Annotated in this window: 20 protein-coding genes; 19 read left to right on the top strand and 1 reads right to left on the bottom strand. The window is 32.5% G+C overall.

The features are described 5' to 3' along the window. The first annotated feature begins 7 nt into the window (after positions 1-7). The 8 genes from G9F71_RS13965 to G9F71_RS13930 all read left to right on the top strand — a co-directional run bounded on the left by G9F71_RS13965 (position 8) and on the right by G9F71_RS13930 (position 10,046). Positions 8-2,371 carry an endonuclease MutS2 gene (locus G9F71_RS13965; RefSeq protein ID WP_220321079.1) on the top strand — a complete coding sequence of 788 codons (2,364 nt, stop codon included), beginning with the start codon at positions 8-10 and terminating at the stop codon, positions 2,369-2,371. 38 nt (positions 2,372-2,409) lie between these two features. After that, positions 2,410-2,871, top strand: a complete 462-nt coding sequence (locus tag G9F71_RS13960; protein ID WP_164943547.1) for a DUF523 domain-containing protein — start codon at positions 2,410-2,412, stop codon at positions 2,869-2,871. A gap of 12 nt (positions 2,872-2,883) precedes the next feature. Then, entirely contained in the window at positions 2,884-3,897 is a 1,014-nt protein-coding gene (locus G9F71_RS13955; protein WP_164943546.1) for an alpha-hydroxy-acid oxidizing protein, read from the top strand. 148 nt (positions 3,898-4,045) lie between these two features. After that, positions 4,046-5,476: a type I glutamate--ammonia ligase gene (gene glnA, locus G9F71_RS13950; RefSeq protein ID WP_164943545.1), complete on the top strand. Its 1,431-nt coding sequence runs from the start codon at positions 4,046-4,048 to the stop codon at positions 5,474-5,476. Between the two features lie 68 nt (positions 5,477-5,544). Further along, a complete protein-coding gene (locus G9F71_RS13945) occupies positions 5,545-6,441 on the top strand; it encodes a phosphate butyryltransferase (RefSeq protein WP_164949721.1) in 897 nt (298 codons plus the stop codon). Between the two features lie 156 nt (positions 6,442-6,597). After that, complete coding sequence (iorA, locus tag G9F71_RS13940) at positions 6,598-8,364, top strand: indolepyruvate ferredoxin oxidoreductase subunit alpha (protein WP_164949720.1); 1,767 nt, start codon at positions 6,598-6,600, stop codon at positions 8,362-8,364. A 2-nt stretch (positions 8,365-8,366) separates the two neighbouring features. Further along, positions 8,367-8,945, top strand: a complete 579-nt coding sequence (locus G9F71_RS13935) for an indolepyruvate oxidoreductase subunit beta (RefSeq protein ID WP_164949719.1) — start codon at positions 8,367-8,369, stop codon at positions 8,943-8,945. A gap of 255 nt (positions 8,946-9,200) precedes the next feature. Continuing rightward, complete coding sequence (locus G9F71_RS13930; protein ID WP_164949718.1) at positions 9,201-10,046, top strand: hypothetical protein; 846 nt, start codon at positions 9,201-9,203, stop codon at positions 10,044-10,046. Between the two features lie 19 nt (positions 10,047-10,065). On the opposite strand, the gene G9F71_RS13925 is transcribed toward G9F71_RS13930, so the two are convergent. Then, on the bottom strand, positions 10,066-11,556 hold the full coding sequence (locus tag G9F71_RS13925) for an aminotransferase class I/II-fold pyridoxal phosphate-dependent enzyme (RefSeq protein WP_125003068.1): 1,491 nt from the start codon (positions 11,554-11,556) through the stop codon (positions 10,066-10,068). Between the two features lie 360 nt (positions 11,557-11,916). Between G9F71_RS13925 and G9F71_RS13920 the strand changes: the two genes are divergently transcribed. The 11 genes from G9F71_RS13920 to neuC all read left to right on the top strand — a co-directional run bounded on the left by G9F71_RS13920 (position 11,917) and on the right by neuC (position 25,897). Continuing rightward, positions 11,917-13,647, top strand: a complete 1,731-nt coding sequence (locus tag G9F71_RS13920) for a phospho-sugar mutase (protein WP_187353477.1) — start codon at positions 11,917-11,919, stop codon at positions 13,645-13,647. Between the two features lie 121 nt (positions 13,648-13,768). Beyond that, positions 13,769-14,839, top strand: a complete 1,071-nt coding sequence (locus G9F71_RS13915) for a tetratricopeptide repeat protein (RefSeq protein WP_164949716.1) — start codon at positions 13,769-13,771, stop codon at positions 14,837-14,839. Positions 14,840-15,015: 176 nt separating this feature from the next. After that, positions 15,016-16,479, top strand: coding sequence for an N-acetylglucosaminidase (locus tag G9F71_RS13910; RefSeq protein WP_164949715.1), 1,464 nt, complete (start codon positions 15,016-15,018; stop codon positions 16,477-16,479). 302 nt (positions 16,480-16,781) lie between these two features. Then, positions 16,782-18,623, top strand: coding sequence for a polysaccharide biosynthesis protein (locus tag G9F71_RS13905; protein ID WP_164943536.1), 1,842 nt, complete (start codon positions 16,782-16,784; stop codon positions 18,621-18,623). 45 nt (positions 18,624-18,668) lie between these two features. Continuing rightward, the gene (locus G9F71_RS13900) at positions 18,669-19,985 is read left to right on the top strand and encodes a nucleotide sugar dehydrogenase (RefSeq protein WP_164949714.1); all 1,317 of its coding nucleotides are present in this window, start codon (positions 18,669-18,671) and stop codon (positions 19,983-19,985) included. A gap of 105 nt (positions 19,986-20,090) precedes the next feature. Further along, a complete protein-coding gene (locus G9F71_RS13895; RefSeq protein ID WP_125003080.1) occupies positions 20,091-21,179 on the top strand; it encodes a Gfo/Idh/MocA family protein in 1,089 nt (362 codons plus the stop codon). A gap of 34 nt (positions 21,180-21,213) precedes the next feature. Next, positions 21,214-21,954 (top strand): acyltransferase, encoded by a 741-nt coding sequence (locus G9F71_RS13890; protein ID WP_164949713.1) that lies wholly within the window; start codon positions 21,214-21,216, stop codon positions 21,952-21,954. Positions 21,955-21,966: 12 nt separating this feature from the next. Then, positions 21,967-22,959 carry a methicillin resistance protein gene (locus G9F71_RS13885; RefSeq protein ID WP_164943532.1) on the top strand — a complete coding sequence of 331 codons (993 nt, stop codon included), beginning with the start codon at positions 21,967-21,969 and terminating at the stop codon, positions 22,957-22,959. Positions 22,960-22,961: 2 nt separating this feature from the next. Continuing rightward, positions 22,962-23,666 carry a cytidylyltransferase domain-containing protein gene (locus G9F71_RS13880; RefSeq protein ID WP_164949712.1) on the top strand — a complete coding sequence of 235 codons (705 nt, stop codon included), beginning with the start codon at positions 22,962-22,964 and terminating at the stop codon, positions 23,664-23,666. Then, complete coding sequence (gene neuB, locus G9F71_RS13875) at positions 23,659-24,702, top strand: N-acetylneuraminate synthase (protein WP_164949711.1); 1,044 nt, start codon at positions 23,659-23,661, stop codon at positions 24,700-24,702. Before G9F71_RS13880 ends, neuB begins: the two co-directional genes overlap by 8 nt. Positions 24,703-24,748: 46 nt before the next feature. Next, positions 24,749-25,897 (top strand): UDP-N-acetylglucosamine 2-epimerase, encoded by a 1,149-nt coding sequence (gene neuC / locus G9F71_RS13870; protein WP_164949710.1) that lies wholly within the window; start codon positions 24,749-24,751, stop codon positions 25,895-25,897. Position 25,898 lies beyond the last annotated feature (1 nt).

The following is a 25,898-nucleotide window of genomic DNA, read 5'->3' as shown; positions in this document are numbered from 1 at the left end:
TGAAACTATGAATACTAAATCATTAAAAGTTTTAGAATATTATAAAATCAAAGACAAAATTAAAGAATATACTCATACTACGGCGGGTAAGGATATTATAGAAAAATTAGAACCCTACACGAATATGTATGAAGTACGAGAACACTTGCAGGAGACTAATGAGGCACTACTTCTTTTGTCAAAAAAAGGAAGTGCGCCTTTTGAAGGGATATACGATGTTCGAGATGCCATAAGTAGGGCATCTAAAGGGGCCTGCCTTATGCCAACGCAACTACTGCGAATAGCTCAAATGCTTAGGTGTGCTAGATTATTTCAGAATTATGTTGGAAGCAAAGGCGGAGAAACTTCTAGAGTTTTAGAAGATATATGTATCGGAATTGTTCCAATAAAAAAACTAGAAGATGAAATTTTTATAGCCATAATAGGTGATGATGAAATTTCTGATAGGGCTAGTAGTTTACTTTTTAATTTAAGAAAATCACTAAAAGAGAAAAATTCTTCCGTAAAGGAAAAGGTAAATTCATTAGTTAGATCTAATGCAAAATATCTTCAAGAAAGTCTTTATACTATAAGGGGAGATAGATATGTAATTCCCGTTAAAATAGAGCATAAAAGCAGTGTTCCGGGTATTGTTCATGATCAGAGTTCCTCTGGAGCTACATTATTCATTGAGCCAATGAGTCTTGTGAATTTAAACAATGAAATCAAAGAAATAATGCTAAAGGAAAAAGCTGAGGTTGAAAGAATTTTAGCTGAACTATCCTATAAAATATATGAAAATATAAATATTGTTGATAGCAATGCAAATATAGTATGGGAATTAGATTTTATTTTTGCTAAAGCAAAATATGCAATAGAAATTAATGCCATTATACCTAGTGTAAATGATGAGGGAGTAATAGATATAATTGAGGCTAGGCACCCTTTAATAGACCCTAAGGTAGTAGTGCCAAGTAATATATACTTAGGAAGAGGATTTACCTCACTAGTAATAACAGGACCAAATACTGGCGGTAAAACAGTAACTTTAAAAACTGTGGGCTTAATCCAGTTAATGGCTATGAGTGGGATTTTAATTCCAGCTAGAGATGGCTCTGTGGTAAGCTTTTTCAATGAAATTTTCGCAGATATAGGTGATGAGCAAAGCATAGAACAAAGCTTATCTACTTTTTCTTCTCATATGACAAACATAGTAAACATAATTGAAAAAGCAGATAAAAAAACCTTAGCTTTATTTGATGAATTAGGTGCTGGAACAGATCCCACAGAGGGAGCCGCGCTTGCTGTATCAATTCTGGAAAATTTAAGATCAAGAGGGACAAAAGTAGTTGCAACTACACATTACAGTGAATTAAAAGGATATGCATTAAAAACTACAGGTGTGGAAAATGCTTCTGTAGAATTTAATGTGGACACACTAAGTCCTACTTACAGACTAATAATTGGAGTGCCAGGTAAATCTAATGCTTTTGAGATTTCTAAGAGGCTAGGTCTTCCTGATTATATTATTAAAAATGCTAGAGAAAATATTTCTAAAGAAACCTTAGAATTTGAAGAATTAGTTCAAAGTCTTCAAGAAAAGAGCATAAAGGCAGAAAAAGATGCTAGGACTGCAGAGGGTTTGAAACTAGAAGCTAGTAAGTTAAAAGATAAATATCAGGAAAAATTATATAAACTTGAAAACATTAGAGAAAATGCAATGTATGAAGCTCAAAGAGAAGCAAAAATGCTAGTAAGAAATGCTAAGGAAGAATCTGATGTTATTCTTAAAAACATGAGAGAACTAGAAAAACTGGGATTCCCATCTGAAGCAAGACAAATGCTTGAAGAGGAAAGAATGAAAATTAAAGATAAGCTTGAAAGCTTAGATAAGCATGTACAAAAAAACAATGAGGATCTAGGAGAAAAGCTAAAAACTGTAAAAGAAGGTCAAGAAGTATATTTGCCATCACTTGATCAGAAAGTTATTGTAATTTCAAAACCTGATAGTCGCGGTGAAGTACAAGTTCAAGCAGGTATTATGAAGATAAATGTTAAAGTAGATGATTTGCGCAAGTCAAAGGTTACGCAGGAAGAAAAGAAAAAGGCCAAGATAAATAAGAGAGAGCTTAAGCTAAATTTAAGAAATGTATCTACCTCCGTAGATTTAAGAGGTATGGATGCGCAGGAAGCCGTATATACTGTTGATAAGTATTTAGATGATGCTTATTTAGGAGGTCTTAAAGAGGTTACTATTATTCATGGTAAAGGCACGGGTGTTTTAAGAAATACTATTACAGATATGTTAAAGAGACATGGTCATTCTAAGGCCTACAGGTTAGGAAATTATGGTGAGGGCGGTAGTGGAGTCACTATAGTAGAACTTAAATAGTTTGGCTTAATTAATAGGAAGTAAAGGATGGTGTTGGTATGATTATTGTAAGTGCCTGTTTATGTGGCATTGATTGTAAGTATAATGGTGGCAATAATTTAGATGCACGTGTACTAAAACTCTTAAAAGAAGGAAAAGCAATTCCTGTCTGCCCAGAACAACTAGGAGGGCAAGAAACTCCTAGGGCAGCACATGAGATTGTAAATGGAAACGGCTCAGATGTACTAAAGGGTAAAGCTAGGATTCTTGGGCCAGAAGGTGATGATGTAACCCAACAATTTATAAAAGGTGCTTATGAAACACTAAAAATTGCAGAAGCAGCTGAAGCTAGTATCGCTATTTTAAAGGCACGAAGTCCTTCTTGTGGAACTTTCCAAATATATGATGGAACTTTTAGTGCAACTAAGAGAGAGGGTAATGGAGTTACTGCAGAGTTATTATTATCTAAGGGCATAAAAGTTTATACTGAAGAAAATTTAGATGGAGTAAAATTTGACTAAGGGGGAATTAAGATGAATTATAAAGATGTTTTAAAAGAAGCTAAAGGGAATTTAAATAAAAGCTGCAGAGTTTGCCCTATATGTAACGGAGTTGCTTGTGCCGGAGAGGTGCCTGGAATGGGCGGAAAAGGAACTGGAGATGCTTTTAAAATCAATATAGAATCACTTAATGCTCATAAACTTAATATGAGGACCATACATGATGCGAAAAATCCTGATACATCCACAGAGCTATTTGGGCGAAAAATGGATATGCCTGTGTTTGCGGCTCCGGTATCCGGAACTACATTAAATATGGGTGGTAAATTTAGTGAAGAAGAGTATATATCTTGGATTATTGGTGGATGCCTCTCGGGAGGGATTTTCCCAATGGTTGGAGATACTGCCGTAGATTCTTTTCTCACAACTAATCTTGACCAACTAGAAAAACAGGGTGGAAATGGAATCGCAATCATAAAGCCTTGGGAAAATGCTTCGGTTATAGAAAAAATTAAATTAGCGGAAAAGGCAGGTGCATTTGCTATAGGTATGGATATAGATGCCTGTGGTCTTATTACCTTGGCCCTGGCTGGCAAGCCAGTTATGCCTAAAAATGTACAAGAGATTAGAGAAATTGTTGAATCAACAAAACTTCCATTTATTCTTAAGGGAATAATGACTGTAGATGAAGCAGAACTTGCAGTAGAAGCTGGAGTAGCTGCAATTGTAGTATCAAACCATGGAGGAAGAGTATTAGACCAAACTCCGGGTGTTGCAGATGTTCTCAAGGGAATTGCAAAAGCAGTTAAGGGAAAAGTAATTATTTTAGCTGATGGTGGAGTTCGTAGTGGTGCGGATATACTTAAAATGTTAGCATTAGGTGCAGATGCAGTACTTATTGGTAGACCTTTTGTAGTAGCATCCTTTGGAGGTAAGGCAGAGGGTGTGAAATCTTACATTGATTTATTGAAAAGTGAATTAAAATCAGCAATGGTGCTGACAGGATGCAACTCTATAAAAAATGTTAATAAAAGAATTTTATATTAAATTTACACTAAAGTCACTGAAATATTGTGACTTTTTTTGAATTATTCCATTTCCTTTAGCAGATTGAATTGACAAAAAAAAATCATGTATTATACTAAAATTATGAATATTTAAAATTTTTCTATAAAGATGCAGGGGGTTTTTATAAATGTTTAATAATATTAGTCAAGTACAAGAGTTTATAAAACAAAATAATATTAAATTTATAGATTTTAAAGTAGTAACGTTACCGGGGCGATGGAATCATTTAACTATACCTGTTGAGAGGCTATCAGAAAAGACTTTTTCTGAAGGAATAGGGTTTGATGGATCCAGTTATGGATACTCAACTATAGAGGATTCAGATATGAGGTTTCTTCCTGACATGACAACAGCTTTTGTTGATCCGTATTGCAAGATACCAACTTTAAGTATGATTGCAAATATGTACACTCTTGGAAAAAATGAAGGAAGATTTTCTGGTGATCCGAGATTTATAGCTGAAAAAGCAGAAAAATATATGAGAGAATTGGGAATAGCTGATGAATATGCAATAGGACCTGAATTTGAGTTTTATATATTTGATCACATAAATTATGAAGTTACAAGCCATCATCAAGAGGTTTTCATAGATTCTAAGCAAGCACCATGGAATACCAATAACAAAGAAGAAAATTTTGGATACAAAGCACCTTTCCAAAAAAGTTACCATTTAGGTTTACCTTATGATCTTAATAATGATTTAAGAAGTGAAATATGTTTAAAACTCGAAGAGATGGGCATAGCCGTGAAATACCATCATCATGAGGTGGGATCCGCGGGGCAACTTGAGGTAGAGGTTGAACTAGGTGAAATGACTAAAATGGCTGATGCTACAATGATGGCAAAGTACCTAATTAAAAATGAAGCAGTTGCTCACGGAAAAACAGCTACTTTTATGCCTAAACCATTATTTGGAGAAGCAGGAAGTGGAATGCACGTTCATATGCTTTTAAGAAAAAATGGAAAAAACCTTTTCTTTGATGAAAATGGATATTCTCAAATGAGTGAAACTGCTCTATATTTCATTGGTGGAATATTAAAGCATTCTAAAGCGTTACTTGCATTTACCAATCCATCAACCAATTCATATAAAAGATTAGTACCAGGCTTTGAAGCACCGGTATCAATTTGTTTTGCTACAGGAAATAGAAGTGCAGTAATAAGAATTCCGGGATATATTAAAGATCCAGAAGCTAGAAGATTTGAATTTAGACCATCAGATGCTACGGCAAATCCATACTTAGCATATTCTGCACTACTTATGGCTGGTATTGATGGTATTGAAAATAAAATTGATCCTACGGTAGAAGGTTTCGGACCATATGATGTAAACGTTTTTGATTTGCCTGAGGAAGAAAGAAATAAAATTGAGACATTACCAAGGTCTTTAGATGAGGCACTTGAAGAACTTAAAAAGGATTCTAGCTTCTTATTAAAAGGCAACGTATTTGATGAGCATTTTATTAATACCTGGATTAAGTTTAAATATGAAAAGGAAATAAAAAAGGTAATTCCAGTTCCGTCACCAATAGAATTTCAATTGTATTATGATTTATAATTTCTAGTAGTAAAGATTAAGTAAGTGAGTAATTAGTATTATGTATGTTAAGAGAAAGGGGTTAAATCATGATTAAAAGACTTGATGAGTTAATAGAACTTGCTATAGGTAAAGAAAAAAAAATATTATCAGTAGCTGTAGCACAAGATAGCATAGTTTTAAAGGCGGTGGTAGAAGCAGTTAAACTACAAATTGTTGATGCCATATTAGTTGGTGATGAAGATAAAATAGTGGAAATTGCACTAAGTCAAAATTTAAATCTTGAAAATATTAGAATTGTAAATGAGAAAAACATAATAAAAGCTGCAGTAAAAGCAGTAGAACTTGTATCCAGTGGTGAGGCTCATTTCATCATGAAAGGGATGCTTGGTACTTCTGATTTATTAAAAGCAGTGTTAAACAAAGAAGCCAACTTAAGAGGCAAAGGACTTTTATCACATGTTATGGTTTATGATGTACCTGCTTACCACAAATTATTGTTTTTAACTGATGGAGGCATGGTTACTTGTCCTGAACTTAAAGAAAAAATTGAAATAATTAATAATGCAGTAGATGTGGCACATGCCTTGCAAATAGATATTCCAAAGGTTGCACCTATTTGCGCTGTGGAAGTTGTTAATCCTTCAATGCAGGCAACGGTAGATGCTGCGGCACTATCACTAATGAATAAAAGAGGGCAAATAAAAGGTTGTTTAATTGATGGTCCTTTGGGGCTAGACAATGCAATCTCAAAAGAAGCTGCAGAACATAAGGGTATTATTAGCGATGTAGCTGGTGATAGTGACATTTTACTTGTACCAAATATAGAAGCTGGAAACTTTTTAGGTAAATCTCTTACGTATTTTGCAAAAGCTGAAAGTGCGGGCATTATAGTAGGAGCAAAATGTCCAGTAGTATTGGTTTCAAGGGCTGATAGTGCAAAATCCAAATTATATTCTATAGCTCTTGGAGCAGTGGTAGTTTAAAAATTAAGGTGTTTAACATTTAATAATTGTTAAGTGCTCATGGGGAATACAAGAGGTTCAACAATTAATAATTGTTGAGTACTTATGAGAAAGGCAAGGGGCTAAACAATTGATAATTGTTTAGTGCCCATAAGTAATACAAGGGGGATATAATATATGAAAAAAATAATAATGTCAGGTAATGAAGCAATTGCAAGAGGTGCTTATGAAGCTGGATGCCATATAGCTTCAGCTTATCCAGGAACACCTAGTACAGAAATACTAGAAAATTTCGCGAAATATGAAGGTGTTTATGCAGAATGGGCACCTAATGAAAAAGTAGCATTCGAAGTCGCATCTGGTGCATCTATTGGTGGAGCAAGAACACTCACTACTATGAAGCATGTAGGATTAAATGTAGCTGCTGACCCTTTATTTACAATGGCTTATGAAGGCGTTAACGGAGGATTTGTTGTAGTTACAGCAGATGACCCTGGAATGCATTCCTCTCAAAATGAGCAGGATAATAGATACTATGCACCACATGCTAAAGTAGCAATGGTAGAGCCATCTGATTCACAAGAATGCTTAGACTATATGAAAGTAGCTTATGAAATTAGTGAAAAATTTGATACGCTTGTCTTATTTAGAGTTACTACAAGAGTATGTCATTCTAAATCTGCACTAGAACTTGGAGAAAAAAAATCAGTAGAAGTTAAACCTTACGAAAAGAATATTAAGAAGTACATTATGACGCCAGCGCATTCAAAATCTAAACATTATGAAGTAGAAGAAAGATTAGATGCACTAAGAAAATACTCTAATACTTCACCTTTAAATAGAATAGAAATGGGAGATCCTAAAATAGGAATAATCACCAGCGGTATTTCTTATCAATACTCTAAAGAAGTTTTTGGAGATAGTGCTTGCTACTTAAAAATAGGAATGAGTTATCCTCTTCCAGATGAGATGATTAGAGAATTTGCAGCTAAGGTTGAAAAACTATATATAATAGAAGAGAATGACCCGTATTTAGAAACTGAAATAAAAGCAATGGGAATTGAATGCATAGGAAAAGAAGTAATTCCTATTTGTGATGAATTAAACCCTGACATAATAAGAAAGGCTATTCTAGGTGAAGTTAATGACCTTACTTATAAAACAGATGTACAAGCTCCATCAAGACCACCAGTATTATGCCCAGGTTGCCCACATAGAGGAATCTTTTATGAAGCATCTAAATATAAAGATATAATATCATCTGGTGATATAGGATGCTATACACTAGGCATGGTAGCACCTCTTAGTGTAACAGATACAGTTATATGTATGGGTGCTTCAATTTCAGCAGGTACAGGAATTGAAAGAGCCAATATGGTTGCAAGCAGAGATGATAAAAAAGTTTTTGCCTTTATTGGAGACTCAACTTTCTTCCATTCAGGAATAACAGGCCTTATAAATGCAGTTTATAATAATACCCCGATAGTTACTTGTATTTTGGATAATAGAATTACTGGTATGACAGGACATCAAGAAAATCCTGGTACAGGAAAAACACTTCAAGGAACTCCCGCACCTATGATTGATATTGAACAGTTAGTTCTTGCCTGTGGTATTAAAGCAGAAAATATAAGAGTAGTAGATCCATATAAACTAGATGAGACTAAGAGTGCAGTGAAAGAAGCACATGATAGCACAGAGCCTTTTGTAATCATTACAAAACAACCTTGTGCATTAATTAAGGATGTACTTAAAGCTAGAGCAGGAATTAAATGTGTTATTGATCAAGAAAAATGTAAAAAGTGTAAGGCCTGTTTAAAAGTAGGCTGTCCGGCGATAAAATTCCAAAATGGAGTTGTAACTATAGACGCTACCATGTGTAATGGCTGCGGAATATGTATGCAGGTATGCCCATTTAAAGCTATAGAAAAGGTTGGTGAATAATTATGCGCGAAAATAAAAATGTATTATTTGTAGGTGTAGGTGGACAAGGAACTATTCTAGCATCTAAAATTTTGACAGAAGGACTTTTAAAAAGTGGATATGATGTAAAAATGTCAGAAGTTCACGGCATGGCTCAAAGAGGTGGAAGTGTTACTACTCAAGTAAGATTTGGAGAAAAAATTTATTCACCTCTAATAGAAAAAGGTAAAGTAGATGTAATAGTATCCTTCGAAAAAAGTGAAGCAGCTAGATATTTGCCTTATTTAAAGAAAGGTGGTTATATGGTAGTAAATGATTATGAAATATATCCTATACCAGTTTTAATAGGTAAAGAAAAATATCCTGAAAATGTAAACGAAAGATTAGGTGACGTAGTTAATAACATAATAGTTATTAATGCAGCTGAAATCGCTAAAAATCTTGGGAATATTAAAGCCCAAAATGTAGTTTTACTAGGAGCATTAATTAAAGTACTTAAATTAGAAGATATAAACTGGGAAGAAGTTATTAGTGATATAGTACCTCCTAAAGCTGTAGAAATAAACAAGAAGGCATTTAGTGCAGGTATGGATGTTCAATAATTAACGGTGTAACTTTAGTGAATTTTTAATAAGAAATAGGGGCTTTGGGTTAAAGCTCTTGTTTCTTATTTTTCATTGTAATTTACTTAATAATGCAAATATATATTTTAAATTGCGCACTAAGCAGAAAATAGTATATTTTTGTGGGATATTTCTGAAAATTTGATATAATATAAATAAAGGTTCTACACCAGAGAGCGATAAGAGGCAAAATAATTGTTTCGTGCTCCAGAGGACTACGAGGGGGAAATAAAAATGCCAATATACTCACCAGCATCTAAAGAAATATTAGAAATTATAAAGCAATATACAAAAAAAGGTGAAGTCGTTAAGATATTTGACCCTTTAGAATATAATAATATATTATATAGAGAAATTACATTTTCTAAAAAACTATTTAGAAATTTTCGAAAAGAAAATTTGGGGTATCTTTATATTAATGAAAAAAATGAAATCGTAAATGAAAAATCACTACAAGAAAGACTGGCAAAACTAGCCTATTTTTCAGATGTATTTTATAATACAGAAAGCAGAATTTGTATAGTAAATGCATTTCAAGAGGATGGTGCAATTGAAAAGGATAAGAAGGATTATAAATTAGTGGAGGCGGGTTTAGATTTCTTAACTAAAGAAGGAATTGTGGACTCAGAACAAGTTAAACAAGTTGTTATTAAATTGCCTAGTGTTAGAAAAAATAACAATGCGGTTTTAAAACAACTTATGGCTAAAGCAGGGGAGTATAAAACAGAAAAAAAATATTTTAATGCGCATATGCTAGAAGAACTATTACCGATATATAGAGAGGCTTTAAGTATAAATCTACAAAAGATAAAATTGATAGACTCTGGAAGTGGATGTTATTCAAATATTAAAAAAACTGCAGAAAAAAAGAGAAAACAGATGTCCATTAGATTTAATCATAAACTAACGCAGCCATTAATGAAGATAATTTATATGATGGGGTATTTTAATAAATTGGTTGATACTTGCATTATCATAAGTAAAATGTCAGACACTGAATATTTTAAGTACTTAGGCACTATTGAAAAAGAAAACATTGATTATAGAGTAAATTTAAATAGAAGCAAAAAGAACTCCTAATTTGGAGTTCTTTTTATATTTATTCAACAGTTATATAGACAGCATCTTCTTCGCGAACGACTTTTATATATTCAACTTCTGGATCTTCAGTTCCTTGAACATATAGTCCAGTTGCTTTTAATTTTTCAACATAATCTATAATCTCTTGAGTTATTCTCTCACCAGGGCAAAGTATTGGAATACCAGGTGGATAAGCCATTAAAAATTCTCCGCTTATCATGCCCACACTTTTTTTAATTTCTACAGCAGTATTTACACTGTTGAAAGCCTCACGAGGAATCTGAACTTGCTCTGGAATACTAGGAATATCAATAAAATCGGATTTTTTTATGCCTTTGCCATAGTATTCATTGCTTATTTCTCTTAAAGCTGTAAGTAATTTCTCCATTCCCTCTTCAGTATCACCAAAGGAACCAACTGCAAGTATGTTATAAAGATCAGATAATTCCATTTGTATATGATATTTGTTAGAAAGTATCATATCTAAGTCATAACCTGTTATACCTAAATCTCTACAGGTTATTGTGATTTTAGTTGGATCAATAGCGAAAGCACCAAGACCATCTAAGACCTCTTCACCAAAACAATAAAGTCCTGGAATTTTGTTTACTTCACTTCTTACATAATTGGATAAATCAATAGTTTTCTCTAAAAGCTCTTCGCCATGCAATGCAATTTGTCTTCTTGCACAATCCAGTGATGCCATTAGAATATAGGAAGGTGAAGTTGTGTGCATTAAGTTTATTAGTTGCTTAACCCTAGCTGGGCTAACAAGATTCGAATTAACATGGAGCATAGAGCTTTGCGTTAAGGAACCAATAATTTTATGAGTACTTTGACAGCATATATCTGCACCAGCTTCCATGGCAGACATTGGTAATCTATCATTAAATTTAAGATGAGGTCCATGAGCTTCATCAACTATAAGAGGAATGTCGTACTCGTGAACAATATCTGCAATGCTCTTAATATCAGTGGAAACTCCATAATATGTTGGATTAATTATAAGTACTGCTTTTGCATCAGGATTTTCCTTTAAGGTTGCTTCTACTGTCTCGGGTGAAACTCCATGAGCAACACCTATTTTTTTATCTAGTTCTGGTTGCATATAAACTGGGACAGCACCGGCAAGTATTATGCCACCGGTTATAGATTTATGAACATTTCTAGGCACAATTATTTTTTCGCCAGATCCAACTACAGACATAATCATAGCTTGAATAGCACCTGAAGTACCATGAACTGAGAAAAATGAAGCATCAGCACCATAAGCATCTGCCGCTAATTCTTGAGCCTTTTTAATAGGTCCAGTTGAGTGATGAAAAGAATCAACAAGTTTAAAAACTGTAACGTCAATTTTAAAAGGGTTATCCCCCATAAAACTTCTAAACTGTTCATCGGCTCCTATTCCTTTTTTATGGCCAGGTACGTGCAGCGGCAAGGTATCTCTGTTAACATATTCCATTAGAGCATCAAATAATGGAGTTTCATTTTGATTTAATCTATACAATTTATACACCCCTTTCAAAGGAACTTATACTAAGGTACATTCAAATAAATGTGGAGTAAGTATATTATTTTATTTATTTTTATGTTCCAAATATTAAAAATTATTTTTTAAAATATATTCATTCAAACAATTTATAATTATAAAGGATAAAATATGCAAATGCAATAATAATTTAAAATAAAAACAAACGCTGCAGTATATTATGTAGATTTTTCTAAAATAATATTAAAAACAACAAAACAGGTAAAGATTGGTTATTGATAAAAAGTCACTTCTATTTGTATTGCTATGATAGTATAATGTGAGATAATAATTAAAAATTGTTATCTGTTTTTAGGAATTCAAGGAGGTTAATATATGATGTACAGAGAAAAATATAAAAGTTGGATTAACTCTAATTCCATAAATTTAGAATTAAAGAGTGAGTTAGAACATTTAGTAGATGAAAAAGAAATTGAAGATAGATTTTATAAAGATTTAGAGTTTGGTACAGGAGGACTAAGAGGGGTAATGGGTGCAGGAACAAACAGAATGAATATACATACCATAGGCAAAGCTACTCAAGGCCTGGCAGACTATTTAAATTCAAAATATAAGGATAATATATCAGTCAGTATTGCTTATGATTCAAGAAATATGTCAAAGGAATTTGCAGGAGCTGCTGCAAAAACACTTTGTGGTAATGGCATTTTTGTTAATTTATTTGAGCACTTAACACCAACTCCGATTTTATCTTATGCTGTCCGCGAACTAAAGTGTAAAGCAGGTATTGTTATTACTGCTTCGCATAATCCTAAAGAGTATAATGGATATAAAGTTTATGGGGATGACGGTGGACAAGTTACTGATGAGGTTGCAAATGAAATTATAACCTGTGCAGGGAGAATAAAAGATTTTTCTAAAGTGAAAACTATGGAGATTTCTAAAGCTAAAATAAATGGAATTCTAAAAATTATTGGAGAAAGTCTTTATTTATCATACATTACTAAGGTTAAGAATTTAACTATGAGAAAAGACTTAGTTTCGCAATGTGCCAAGGATTTAAAAGTAATTTATACGCCTATTCATGGTTCAGGAAATGTACCTGTGAGAAGAGTTTTAAATGAACTTGGTTATGATAATGTATTTGTTGTAAATAAACAAGAAATGCCAAATGGAAATTTTCCAACAGCACCATACCCTAATCCAGAGGATCCAAAGGTATTTACATTAGCTCTTGAAATGGCAAAAGACATTAATCCAGACATAATTTTTGGAACAGACCCTGATTGTGATCGAATCGGAGTAGTAGTCAAAGATAAAAAGGGTCAATATAAAGTTCTTACAGGAAATCAGACGGGCGTATTATTAAGCAATTATATTTTAAAATCATTGTGTGAAACTAGTAAGTTACCTAACAATGGTGTGGTAATAAAAACCATTGTTACTACAGATATGGTAGAGGCCATTGGAAAAAAATATAATGTTGAAGTATTAGATGTGCTAACAGGATTTAAATATATTGGAGAAAAAATTAAAGAGTTTGAGCTGAAAGGTAAAAAAGAATTTATATTTGGGTTTGAAGAAAGTTTTGGATATTTAGCTGGAAATTTTGTACGTGATAAAGACGCAGTTATAGCAGCAATGCTAATTTGTGAGATGACACTTTACTATAAAAATAAAGATAAGAGTTTGTACGATGCACTGATAGATATTTATAATGAACATGGATATTACGAAGAAAGTTTAGTTTCAATAGAACTAAAAGGAAAAGATGGTGCAGAAAAAATAAGTAATATACTAGAACATTTAAGGTCTTCATTGAAGGAAAACCTAGGAAAAAATAAAATTGTAAAAAAAATGGACTATAGATCTGGGTTAGAAGTGGATTTAATAATGCATAGTCAGAAAATAATAGAACTTCCAAAATCAAATGTATTAAAGTTTGTTTTGGAGGATGGTTCTTGGTTTGTAGCTAGGCCTTCTGGTACTGAACCAAAAATGAAAATTTATTTATCTGTTAAAGGAAACTCTATAGAAGATACAGCTGAAAAAATAATTCAGCTCAAAGAAAATGTTATGTCAATAGTTAATGATTCATACATAAATTAAAAACTTTATATTAATATAAGCCTAAATGCCACTACTGCGGTTTACAAATTACCCTCAGTATATTATTATTAAGACTAGTACCTGTAGTATAAATATTTAAGATTAGTAGGAAGGTGTAAGCATGGACATAAAAACATATTTTTCGGAAAAATTATCAGCACTTCTTTTTTTAGAAATTAAGAAGAATAGTAAAATCAATGATTTTGTCATTTTAGATGACATATACTTCCCAGTGAGAACTAATGAGATAATAGAAAAAGTAAAGAAAAAAGAGGATTTTGATAATATACCAGTTAATCTATTTATTGAAGGGATGTTTTATGTTTTAGGAGCAGATGAACACTTTAAATATACTGACGAGTATAAAAAAATTATAAATATTATTCCAAATTCAATAGGATTTATTAAAGGTGTAGTCTTTAAAGAAATCCAAAATGAAAATTATGAAGAAGCATATATTATTTTAAAAGGGTTATTGACTATAGAAGAAAATACTGAAAATTACGATAAGATTTTTTTGCTCGTGGATAAATTAAGATCCACGAATAGCATGTTCAAGCAGGAACAATTAAAGCTTATAGAAAAGGCTAAAAAAATCACTAATTACAGTAATCCATATCTATATGAGTCATTAGTTTTTAATAGTGAAATGGACCATGATGCAGCGTACATTGCTATAAATAAATATGTTGAAAGTGGTGGAGAACTAACAGCAGAGGTAATTGAACACAAAAACAATTTGAAAACTATAGCAAGTTTTCAAAAGGCAAAGGAACTAATACCCACAAGTCCTAAAGATGCACTCCAAATTTTAATACCACTAATGGAACAATTAGGAGATAGACCAGATATATATTATCACAGTGCTGTAGCTTATAGAATTCTACAAAATTATGAGAAGGCTATATACTATTTGAATGAGGCAGAAGCAATAGAAAATGATTTAATTGAGGTAGTAATTGAGTATGGAATTAACTATGCATGTCTTGAAAATTACGAGCTTGCCATAAGGTATTTTAGGGAGGCATTTGAGGTTACAAAATCCATAGAGGTATGTACAAATCTTATTATGTGCTATATAAATATTAAAGACTTTGATAATGCTAGAGTGCATTTAGATATGGCTAAAAAAATAGCTCCACTAGATGAAATTGTAATTCAGTTAGAAGATTTATTGGCTGATAGTAAATAATTGTAGTACTTAGATAACATTGTAAAAAAAGCCAAGTAAAAAAGGCTTTTTTTTGCGCAATAACTTAATTTAATATTTTTTATAATGGTATTAAATAAATATCATGGAAAGCATTAAAGAAAATCAAAAAATAACCGAAGAAAATAGCAATGTATTTATGTGAGGAGTGTTTTAAATTGAAAAAATTTTTATCGGTAATTATATTAACAGTCAGTCTTATTATTTTATGCCCAAAATCTGCATCAGCTTTGGAAAAACCTGATGTATCATTTGTTGGAGTTTCACATTCACCATTAATAGAAGGTGACAAAGAGAAGTTTTATATAACTTCCAAGAATGCACAGGAAGTTCAGTATAAAATATTTTTATATGAAGAAAATACAAAGCTATGGACAGAACTTACATCAGGTTATACAGGATTTGTAAATGCACAAATTCCCTATGAGATAAGCCCCAAAAAAATATTTAAGTTAGGAAAGTATAAAGTATCTATTTGGGCAAGAGCAAAAGGTTCAAATGCAGATTATGATAGTTTTTACGTAGCAAATCTAAATTGTGTTAATAGAGATGATAATAATAGGGTATATTTAGATGGAGATATTCAAACTTCCAAAGACGAATACATGTTGGGTGACAAGGTTGAAATAAATGGCATCGAAAATATTAGTGGTATGCAAGCACCCTATAAATATAAGTTAAATGTTTATAACGCCACAAAGAATCAATGGACAACCCACCTTACCGATTATTCTGAGGGCAAAATCCTGTGGCAGCCTACAGAAGTAGGGATATATGTTATAGATGTTTGGGCTATGTCTGCAAATTCTACACTTTGGGCTAAAGTTGCTAAGGATACTCATGCAGCAGCCTATGAAGGCTGGAAGTTAAAAGTAATAAATATTACTAAGTCTAATACTAGTTTAACAAATTATAATTATTCCCTAGATAATATAACAGATATTCAGTATGGACTAAAGGCTTCAGTAACAGATACATCTGGTAAATGGATACTGGCAAATAGGAATGAAATAAAGTACTATATGGATCCTAGGAATTTTTTAAATGGAGAAGGAAAGTATCAGTTTTTAAAACTAAATTATACTAAAGGAATTTCTGTTAATGATATTAATAGTGTTTTGCAAGGGAAAGGAGTATTAAGTGGAAAGGGACAAGCATTCTCAGATTCTTGTGCAACATATAATGTTAGTCCGGCATATTTGATATCACATGCTTTTTTGGAAACTGGATATGGTAAATCTAGTTTAGCAAGTGGAGTTATAGTAACACAAGTAAAGGGGAAACCTGTATCTCCTAAGGTAGCCTATAATATGTTTGGTATTGGGGCATATGACGCAGACCCTACAAGACTGGGTAGTGAATATGCATATACAAATGGTTGGTTTAGCGTTGGACAAGCAGTTGATGGGGGCGCAAATTGGATTTCTAAATATTATATCAATAATTCGAGTAATAGCCAAAACACCTTATATAAAATGAGATGGAATCCAGGCATTGCAGGAACACATCAATACGCAACGGACATAGGTTGGGCTAATAAACAAACAAAAAGTATAAAAACTATTACAGATAGTTTTTCAAATAGTAATTTGTATTTTGATGTTCCTAATTACATATATTAAATAGTAATTTAATAAAAATAAAGAACAACCAGCAATTATTAATTGCTCTGGTTGTTCTTTATTTTTGAAGCATCGCAGATGATGATTTAATTAGATTAAACAGCTATATGTTGAGAAAATATAAATAAATAGTTAATAAACTCCATTTAATTATACAAAAACAAGGTTTTAGGATATAATAATACATGCAAAGATATCTCATAATAGAAGTAGAAAAAATATGTTGAATAATTTTAGAAATGAGGTAAAATGATTAAGGAGAATGGCAAAGGATTTAAAACTAAATAGAGGATGTGAACTTCATGAAAACTGATAGAAGGGTTTTTGCGGTGGATATTGTTTGTGTTTTGGCATCATTATATATATCTCTACTGTTGAAATTTGATTTTAATATCCCCGGTAAAGACCTTCAATTTTTTAAACTTTCAATTGTTCCAGTGCTAATTTTAATAATAGGCTTTAATAAAATATTCAAATTGTATCGAAGTATATGGAAATATGCTTCTATCAAAGAGTTGTTTTCTATAGTATATTCAATATCCCTGGCAAATGTAGCATTTGTAATTTATAGTTATTTAGTTAGTTATATCTTATTTAAAAGTGCCTACTATAGATTCCCTTTTACTGTGCATATTATATTTTGGCTTCTATGCATAATTACCTTAGGTGGAATTAGAATTATATATAGAATATCAGAGCAAAAAAAAGGAGAAAATAAGCAGTGTGATAATAACGTAAACATTCTTATTGTAGGTGCGGGCGATGCAGGTGCACTTTTAGTAAAAGAGATTAGTAAGCATAGCGAACTTAAATATTATATTGTTGGATTAATTGATGATGATTCTTCTAAAAAGGATAAAATAATCAATGGCATTAAGGTATTAGGTGGTAGAGATAAGATAATTTCCATTTGCCAGCAAGAGGCCGTTGAGGAAATAATTATTACCATGCCTTCAGCAGATTTTAAAACCAAAACAGAAATACTAAACATCTGCAAAAAGACTAAATGCAAGTTAAAAACAATTCCTGGTATTTATGAAATTGTAGATGAAAAAGTAAACATTAGTGAGCTTCGCGATGTAAATATTGAAGATCTTTTAGGAAGAGATCCAGTTAAATTAAGTACCGAAGATATTGATAAATATATTAAAGGTAAAACAATATTAGTTACAGGTGGTGGAGGTTCTATAGGTTCTGAACTATGCAGGCAAATTGCTAAGTTTAACCCTAAAAAACTAATAGTTTTGGACATTTATGAAAACAATGCTTATGACTTACAGATGGAGCTTAACTACGAATTTCCGCAGTTAAATAAAGAGTTTATTATTGCATCTGTTAGAGATATTGATAGATTAAAAGAAATTTTTGAAAATCATAAACCGGATGTAGTATTCCATGCAGCGGCTCACAAACATGTGCCACTTATGGAGAATAACCCAGCAGAAGCTATTAAGAATAATGTAATAGGAACTTATAATGTGGTAAAATGTAGTCATGAAGCTGGTGTTAAGAGATTTGTTCAAATTAGTACAGATAAAGCGGTAAATCCTACAAATATTATGGGAGCCACTAAGAGATTTTGTGAACTCATAATTCAGGCCTTTGATACAATTAGCGACACTGAATATGTGGCTGTAAGATTTGGTAATGTTTTAGGAAGTAATGGTTCAGTAATACCATTATTTAAAAAACAAATAGCTCATGGGGGACCGGTAACAGTTATGCACCCTGATATAAATAGGTTCTTTATGACAATACCAGAAGCTGCACAATTAGTTATTCAAGCTGGAGGCATGGCAAAGGGTGGAGAAATATTTGTTTTAGATATGGGTGAGCCTGTAAAAATAGTTGATTTAGCAAGAGGGTTAATAACTCTTTCAGGGCTTGAACCAGATGTAGATATAAAAATTGAATTTATTGGACTAAGACCAGGAGAAAAACTTTATGAAGAGCTTCTTATGGATGAAGTAGCATTAACATCCACTTCACATAATAAAATTTACGTTGAAAAACCTATTGGAAATGATATAGATTTTATTGAAAAATCTATTGAAGATTTTAAAAATGTGGTAGGAAGAGATAAAGAAGCTGTATTTGCTTTAATGGAAGAAAAAGTTCCTACTTATAAAAGGAAGATGAACTAAAAAAACTGATTTAATTAGACCTTTAAGGTTATAGGAGGTAATAAAATGTCTCAATATAAAGACGAATTATTGTTAAAATTAAAAAATAAAACAGCTAAACTTGGTGTAGTAGGCCTGGGCTATGTGGGATTGCCACTAGCTGTAGAAAAGGCTAAGGTAGGATATGAAGTAATAGGCTTTGATGTTCAAGATAAAAAGGTTCAAATGGTAAATGAAGGACGTAATTACATTGGAGATATTGTAGATTCAGATTTAAAGGCATTAGTGGAAGAAGGAAAATTGAAAGCAACTACAGATTTTAGCTTTGTTGCTGACGTTGATACAGTATGTATTGCGGTACCTACACCACTAGATTTATATAAACAACCAGATTTATCATATGTAGTGGATTCAACTAAAAGTGTAGCTAAATATTTGCATAGGGGAATGCTTGTAGTACTTGAAAGTACTACATACCCAGGAACAACTGAAGAAGTTTTAAAACCAATTCTAGAAGAATCAGGTTTAAAATGTGGAGTAGACTTTTTCCTCGCATTCTCTCCTGAACGAATTGATCCAGGTAATAAAGAATTTAATACAAAAAACACTCCAAAGATAGTTGGAGGATGTACTAAAGAATGTACCGAAGTTGCAGGGATGTTATACAGAAGTGTGCTAGAGGGAGATATAATGGAAGTGTCTTCTCCAGCAGTAGCTGAAATGGAAAAAATTCTTGAAAACACTTTCAGAAATGTAAATATAGCGCTAGCAAATGAAATGGCTATTTTGTGTAAAAGAATGAATATTGATATTTGGGAAGTAATAGATGCAGCGAAAACTAAACCTTATGGTTTTATGCCATTCTACCCAGGTCCAGGACTTGGTGGGCATTGTATACCACTTGATCCATTCTACCTTGAGTGGAAGGCAAAAGAGTTTGATTATCATACAAAATTAATAGAAGCTTCAGGTATAATTAATGATTATATGCCTGAATTTGTGCTTGAGAATGTTATGAAGCTTTTAAATGGTCAAAAAAAGGCATTAAATGGAGCAAAAGTTCTTCTTATGGGTGCAGCTTATAAGAAAGATATAGATGATATGAGAGAATCACCAACATTAAAGGTTATTGATCAATTAGAAAAGAATGGTGCAGACATTATGATAAACGATCCATTTATCCCAAAATTCAGCCATAAAGGCAAAGAATACATAACTGTAAATTGGGAAAAAGAAATAACAAATGCAGATATAGTGATAATAACTACGGATCATAGTTCTTACGATTATGAACAAATTGTAGCTAAAGCTAGTTTATTATATGATACTAGAAACGCGACAAAGCATGTTGTAAATAATAGAGAAAAAATTAATAAACTTTAAGAGTAAATGAAATAATGCGCAAAAAAATTATGGCATGCAAACATTGTAAACTATTTTATAATGTTGCATGCCAAAATTCTAACAAATCATCAAGGAGGAATTCAAATGAAAAAATTAAAGGTAGCAATAATAGGATGTGGGAGAATATCTTACAAACATATAGAGGCTATAACTCAAAATAAGTCAGAAATCCAGCTTACAGCAGTTTGCGATGTGGTGGAAGATAATGCATCTTCCAAAAGAGATGAGTACATAAAAGCACTAGGAGAAAATGCTGATGTAAAAGTCTATACAGATTATAAAGAAATGCTTGAAAAAGCTGATATAGATATGGTTTCTATAGCTACTGAAAGTGGATATCATCCGGAAATAGCTATATATTGCATGAATAGAGGTAAACATGTACTTGTGGAAAAACCCATGGCGCTATCTACTCAAGATGCAGATAGAATGATTCAGTGTGCAAGTAAAAACAATGTAAAACTTTGTGTTAGTCATCAAAATAGATTTAATGAGCCAATACAAAAACTCAGAGCAGCAGTGGAAGAAAATAGATTCGGAAAATTAGTTAATGGAACAGCAAGAATCCTTTGGAATAGAAATATGGGATATTACACTCAAGCACCTTGGAGAGGAACATGGGAACTGGACGGTGGTACACTAATGAATCAATGTATTCACAATATTGATTTATTACAATGGATGATGGGCGGAGAAATAGACACTGTTTATGCCCAGTGTGATACTTTCCTTCGAGATATAGAAGCTGAAGATTTTGGAGCAATAATGATAAGATTTAAAAATGGAGCTATAGGTATAATTGAAGGTTCTGCTTGTGTATATCCTAAAAATTTAGAAGAGACATTAAGCATCTTTGGTGAAACTGGTACAGTTTGTATAGGAGGACTTGCAGTTAATTCAATTGAAACTTGGAAATTTGCGGATAATATAGATACTGAGCAGGAAATATTAAGTCAGCAGAAAGGCGACCCTGATTCAGTATATGGCTTTGGACATACACCACTATATAAAGACATGGTAGATGCTATAAATATGGATAGACAACCTCTCATAAATGGAGAAGAAGGTAAAAAAGGTATGTCTATTATACTTGCTGCTTATAAATCAAGACTTACAGGGCTTCCAGTTAAATTCCCAATGGGAGAGTTCTCAACAATGCAAATGAAAAAATAATTTTAGAAATATCATATGAAAAGGAGTTAATTTCATGAATTATGTTTCAGAGAAAAGCAAAATTGGCAATAATGTAACAATGGGACATTTTGTAGTAATAGATGATGAGGTAGTTATAGGAGATAATTGTGTTATAGGTAGTAATGTGGTTATACACACTGGAACTAATATTTCAGGCAACGTTAGAATAGATGATAATACGGTAATAGGTAAACAGCCTATGAGATCCGTAAACAGCATTTTCAAAGATGAAGAAAAATTGCTTCCAGCTAAAATAAGCGAAGGTTGCCTTATAGGGGCAGGGGTAATTATTTATTGTGGTTGCACAATTGGAGAGAAAACACTTATTGCGGACACTGCTGTAATAAGAGAAAATGTAACCCTAGGTTCAAAAACAATTATTGGTCGCGGAACAACTATTGAAAATTTCTGCAGCGTTGGGTCTAACTGCAAAATACAAACTAATGTATATTTAACAGCTTATTCCCAGGTTTGCGATTATGTATTTATTGCCCCTTGTGTTACAACTTCTAATGATAATTATGCGGCTCGTTCTAATGAAAGGTTCGGAAAATTTAAAGGAGTAACTATAAAAAAAGGCGGAAGAATTGGAGCTGGAGCAGTTATTCTCCCAGGTAAAATTATACACGAAGATGCGTTAGTAGCAGCAGGTAGTGTAGTTACAAAAGACGTGGAAGCAGGAACAATAGTAGTTGGAAATCCTGCTAAAGTGCTTCGAGCTGTACCAGAGGATCAATTGCTTAAAAATCAATAAAAGGAAGTAAATATGGGAAATTTTAATTTTAGAAATTTAGAAAAAAATGAATATGAAATGTGGGATGCATTTGTAGACAAATCTCCACAAGGATGCATATTTGCTAAAAGCTTTTGGTTAGATGCAGTAGGTTCAAAGTATGATATACTAGGCTGCTTTGATAAAGGCGATAGAATGGTTGCAGGTATGCCCATAACTCAAAATGAAAGTGGATATATAACTATGCCAAAGCTTACCCAAACCTTGGGCATAGTTTTTACTGATTTTTCAGAAATGAAGTATGTAAAGAGAATTTCTAAAGAAAAAGATATAATTATGGATTTTGTAGATAATATTCCTAAATTTAAAAATTTTGATTGTTCATTTCACTATAATTTTACTAATTGGATGCCCTTTATGTGGAAGGGGTATAATGAGCAAACTAGGTACACTTATGTAATAGAAGGTATTCAAAATATAGAAGTGGTCCGGGGTGAGTTTGCAGATAAAACTAAGTCAGTTATTACTAAAGCAGTAAATCATAATTTAAAGGTTATGGATAACTTGACTCTATCTGATATGTATAGTATGCTGAAAAAAACTTTTGATCGGCAAAATATGAAGGTGCCTTTTGATTTTGAGTGGTTTGGGAGATTTGATGCTATAATAAATAAAAACAATGCAAGAAAGATGTTTTTCACAGTGGACGCACAAAACAACCTTCATGCTGCGCTTTATCTTGTGTATGATAAAAACTGCGCATATTATCTATTAGGTGGTGCAGACCCAGAATTTAGAAGTAGTGGAGCCATGTATTTAAATGTGTTTGAAGCTATAAAATATTCTGCGGGCTTTACGGATAAATTTGATTTTGAAGGTTCGGTAGTTCCACAAATAGAAAGCATGTTTCGCTCCTTTGGAGCTACGCAAAAACAATACTTTAGAATAATTAAAAACAATTCAATTATTCTAAATATGAAACAAGATATAAGAAAATACGGAAAAATCATACTTAAAAGGGGATAATTATGTATAAGAATAAAAGATTTCTTGCTATTATTCCAGCAAGAGGTGGTTCAAAAGGTATACCAAATAAGAACGTAATGGCTATATGTGGTAAACCACTTATAGCTTATACAATAGAAGCAGGAAAGAAATCTAAATACATAGATGAAATAATTGTATCAACAGATAGTGATGTCATAAAGGTAATAGCACAGCAGTATGGTGCTGTGGTTCCTTTTTTAAGACCAGAGGAATTATCAAGTGATAGTGCAAAATCTATAGATGTGGTAATACATGCAATAGATTTTTATAAAAATAATAATATAGATTTTGATTACGTAATATTATTACAGCCAACATCACCCTTAAGAACTTTTGAACATCTGGATAAAGCTATAGAAAAAATTATTGAGTCTAACAGAACTTCATTAGTTAGTGTTTGTGAAGCTGAGGAAAATCCTATTCTTATGAGAAATATAGAAAATGATAAATTAAAAGAAGTCATAAGTTTTGAGGGAACAAATCTAAGGCGTCAAGACTTACCTACTTTTTATATATTTAATGGTGCACTATATATAAATTCAACAGATATGTTAGTGGATGAAAAGAAATTTGTTAATGAAGATACAATCCCTTATGTAATGGACAAGGAAAGTTCTGTAGATATTGACACAATGCTAGATGCAAGACTTGTAGAACTGATAATAAAGGAGAGTATGGATGTTTAAGATAGATGGTAAAATTATAGGCGATGGAAATCCAGCCTTTATTATTGCAGAGGCTGGGGTTAATCACAATGGAGATATAAATGTAGCAAAAAAGCTGGTGGATGAAGCTGTACTTGCGGGAGTTGATGCCATAAAATTTCAGACTTTTAAGACTGAAAAATTAGTCACGGGTTATGCAGAGATGGCAGAGTATCAAAAGAATAATATAGGCAAAGATGACTCCCAGTTCAATATGTTAAAGAAACTAGAACTTTCATATGAAAACTTTATAGAAATACAAAAATATTGCATACACAAGAAAATTATGTTTTTATCTACACCTTTTGATTTTGAAAGCGCTGATTTTTTATTATCTATAGGTATGGAGGCTTTTAAAATAAGTTCAGCGGATTTAACGAATATTCCATTTTTAGAGCATATAGCAAGATTTAATAAACCTATAATTTTATCTTCTGGCATGGCAACACTATCAGAGATAGAAGATGCAATAAATGCAATTTATTGCATAGGGAATAAAGAAGTAGCAGTGCTCCACTGTACTTCAAATTATCCAGCTAAACTTCAAAGTGTTAACTTAAATGCAATGAATACCATAAAAAATGCTTTTAAAATTGTGTCGGGGTATTCTGACCACACACAAGGTATAACAATAACTATAGCCGCAGCTGCTATGGGAGCAAATATAATTGAAAAGCATTTTACCTTAGATAAGTGCATGGAAGGTCCAGACCATAGTGCATCTCTCAGTCCTCTAGAGCTAAAAGACATGGCTACAGCAATCAGAAATGTAGAAATGGCACTTGGAAGTGGTATTAAGATGTACAATGCTAGTGAAGTAGATACTATGAAGGCAGCCAGAAAAAGTATAGTAGCGGCTAGAGATATAAATGCAGGAGAGAGTATAAGTTTAATAGATTTAGATTACAAAAGGCCAGGAACAGGGCTTTCACCTAAATTCTATTTGGATATTGTTGGTAAAAAAACTAACAGAGATATTAAAATGAATGAGCAAATAGCCTTTAATATGGTGGAATAAAAATGAGCCAAATTACTTCATCTTGATATAGGATAGGAGATTAAATATGAAAAGAAAAATAGCAGTAATAACGGGTACGAGAGCAGATTATGGTATATTTTATCATGTTCTTAAAGAAATAGAAAAACATGTGGCATTGGATCTTAATCTTATTGCCTGTGGTATGCATCTATGCCCTGAATTTGGAATGACTATAAACGAGATAGAAAAAGATGGTTTTGAAATAGCGGATAAGTTTGAAACAATCCTAGCTTCTGACACAGGCGCCTCTATGGCTAAATCTATAGGGCTTTCCATTATAAGTATGGCACAGTGCTTTGATAGAATAAAACCAGATGTGGTATTAATACTTGGTGATAGAGGAGAAATGCTTGCGGCAGCCACTGCAGCTATTCATATGAATATTCCTGTGGCTCATATTCATGGAGGGGAAGTAACTGGAACCGTAGATGAATCTGTAAGACACGCTATAACTAAACTTTCTCATATTCATTTTCCCGCTAATGAGGATAGCAAACAAAGAATCCTTAAACTAGGTGAGAGGGAAGAAAATATTTTTGTAGTAGGGGCTCCAGGTCTTGATTACATTAAAAAAACAGTGTTTTTATCAAGAAGTGTAATGCTAGAAAGATTTAAATTAGAAGATGATAAGATATTTTTACTTACCCAGCATCCAGTAACTACAGAACGTGACATGGTGGAGTGGCAAATAAGAGAAACACTAGATGCGATTGTAGAACTTGGGTATCAAACTATAGTTTCATATCCAAACAGTGATAATGGCGGACGTGAAATTATAAGGGTTATTGAGGAATATAGAGCTAAATATCCTTTCTTAAAGGTATTTAGAAATTTAAGTCAAGTAGAGTACCTAAGCTTTTTAGAAATAGCAGATGTAATGATAGGGAATTCATCTTCAGGTATAATTGAAGCTCCTAGCTTTAAGTTGCCTGTGGTAAATATAGGATCAAGGCAGGGTGGAAGATTAAGAGCCTGCAATATAATAGACATACCTTACGGTAAAGATGCCGTAAAGGCAGGAATTAAAAGCGCACTAGAAGATGAGAGCTTTAACAAACAATTAGAAACCTGCATAAATCCTTATGGTGATGGTAATGCCAGTGGTAAAATAGCGCAAATTTTAAGTGAGATAGTCCTAGATAGGGAACTTATACAAAAAAGAATAACTTACTAGT

It is taken from the genome of Clostridium sp. FP2, assembly GCF_011065955.2.
GTDB classification, from domain to species: domain Bacteria; phylum Bacillota; class Clostridia; order Clostridiales; family Clostridiaceae; genus Clostridium_AD; species Clostridium_AD tagluense.
Note: the sequence above shows the minus strand (reverse complement) of the source record. Positions and strands in the feature narration are given on the sequence as shown.

Excerpts from the sequence above, each read along its gene's own strand:
- iorA (WP_164949720.1), top strand. The coding sequence starts at position 6,598 with ATGAAAAAAATAATAATGTCAGGTAATGAAGCAATTGCAAGAGGTGCT.
- G9F71_RS13880 (WP_164949712.1), top strand. The coding sequence starts at position 22,962 with ATGTATAAGAATAAAAGATTTCTTGCTATTATTCCAGCAAGAGGTGGT.
- G9F71_RS13945 (WP_164949721.1), top strand. The coding sequence starts at position 5,545 with ATGATTAAAAGACTTGATGAGTTAATAGAACTTGCTATAGGTAAAGAA.
- neuB (WP_164949711.1), top strand. The coding sequence starts at position 23,659 with ATGTTTAAGATAGATGGTAAAATTATAGGCGATGGAAATCCAGCCTTT.
- G9F71_RS13915 (WP_164949716.1), top strand. The coding sequence starts at position 13,769 with ATGGACATAAAAACATATTTTTCGGAAAAATTATCAGCACTTCTTTTT.
- G9F71_RS13890 (WP_164949713.1), top strand. The coding sequence starts at position 21,214 with ATGAATTATGTTTCAGAGAAAAGCAAAATTGGCAATAATGTAACAATG.
- neuC (WP_164949710.1), top strand. The coding sequence starts at position 24,749 with ATGAAAAGAAAAATAGCAGTAATAACGGGTACGAGAGCAGATTATGGT.
- G9F71_RS13955 (WP_164943546.1), top strand. The coding sequence starts at position 2,884 with ATGAATTATAAAGATGTTTTAAAAGAAGCTAAAGGGAATTTAAATAAA.
- G9F71_RS13895 (WP_125003080.1), top strand. The coding sequence starts at position 20,091 with ATGAAAAAATTAAAGGTAGCAATAATAGGATGTGGGAGAATATCTTAC.
- G9F71_RS13930 (WP_164949718.1), top strand. The coding sequence starts at position 9,201 with ATGCCAATATACTCACCAGCATCTAAAGAAATATTAGAAATTATAAAG.
- glnA (WP_164943545.1), top strand. The coding sequence starts at position 4,046 with ATGTTTAATAATATTAGTCAAGTACAAGAGTTTATAAAACAAAATAAT.
- G9F71_RS13965 (WP_220321079.1), top strand. The coding sequence starts at position 8 with ATGAATACTAAATCATTAAAAGTTTTAGAATATTATAAAATCAAAGAC.
- G9F71_RS13905 (WP_164943536.1), top strand. The coding sequence starts at position 16,782 with ATGAAAACTGATAGAAGGGTTTTTGCGGTGGATATTGTTTGTGTTTTG.
- G9F71_RS13885 (WP_164943532.1), top strand. The coding sequence starts at position 21,967 with ATGGGAAATTTTAATTTTAGAAATTTAGAAAAAAATGAATATGAAATG.
- G9F71_RS13920 (WP_187353477.1), top strand. The coding sequence starts at position 11,917 with ATGTACAGAGAAAAATATAAAAGTTGGATTAACTCTAATTCCATAAAT.
- G9F71_RS13960 (WP_164943547.1), top strand. The coding sequence starts at position 2,410 with ATGATTATTGTAAGTGCCTGTTTATGTGGCATTGATTGTAAGTATAAT.
- G9F71_RS13900 (WP_164949714.1), top strand. The coding sequence starts at position 18,669 with ATGTCTCAATATAAAGACGAATTATTGTTAAAATTAAAAAATAAAACA.
- G9F71_RS13935 (WP_164949719.1), top strand. The coding sequence starts at position 8,367 with ATGCGCGAAAATAAAAATGTATTATTTGTAGGTGTAGGTGGACAAGGA.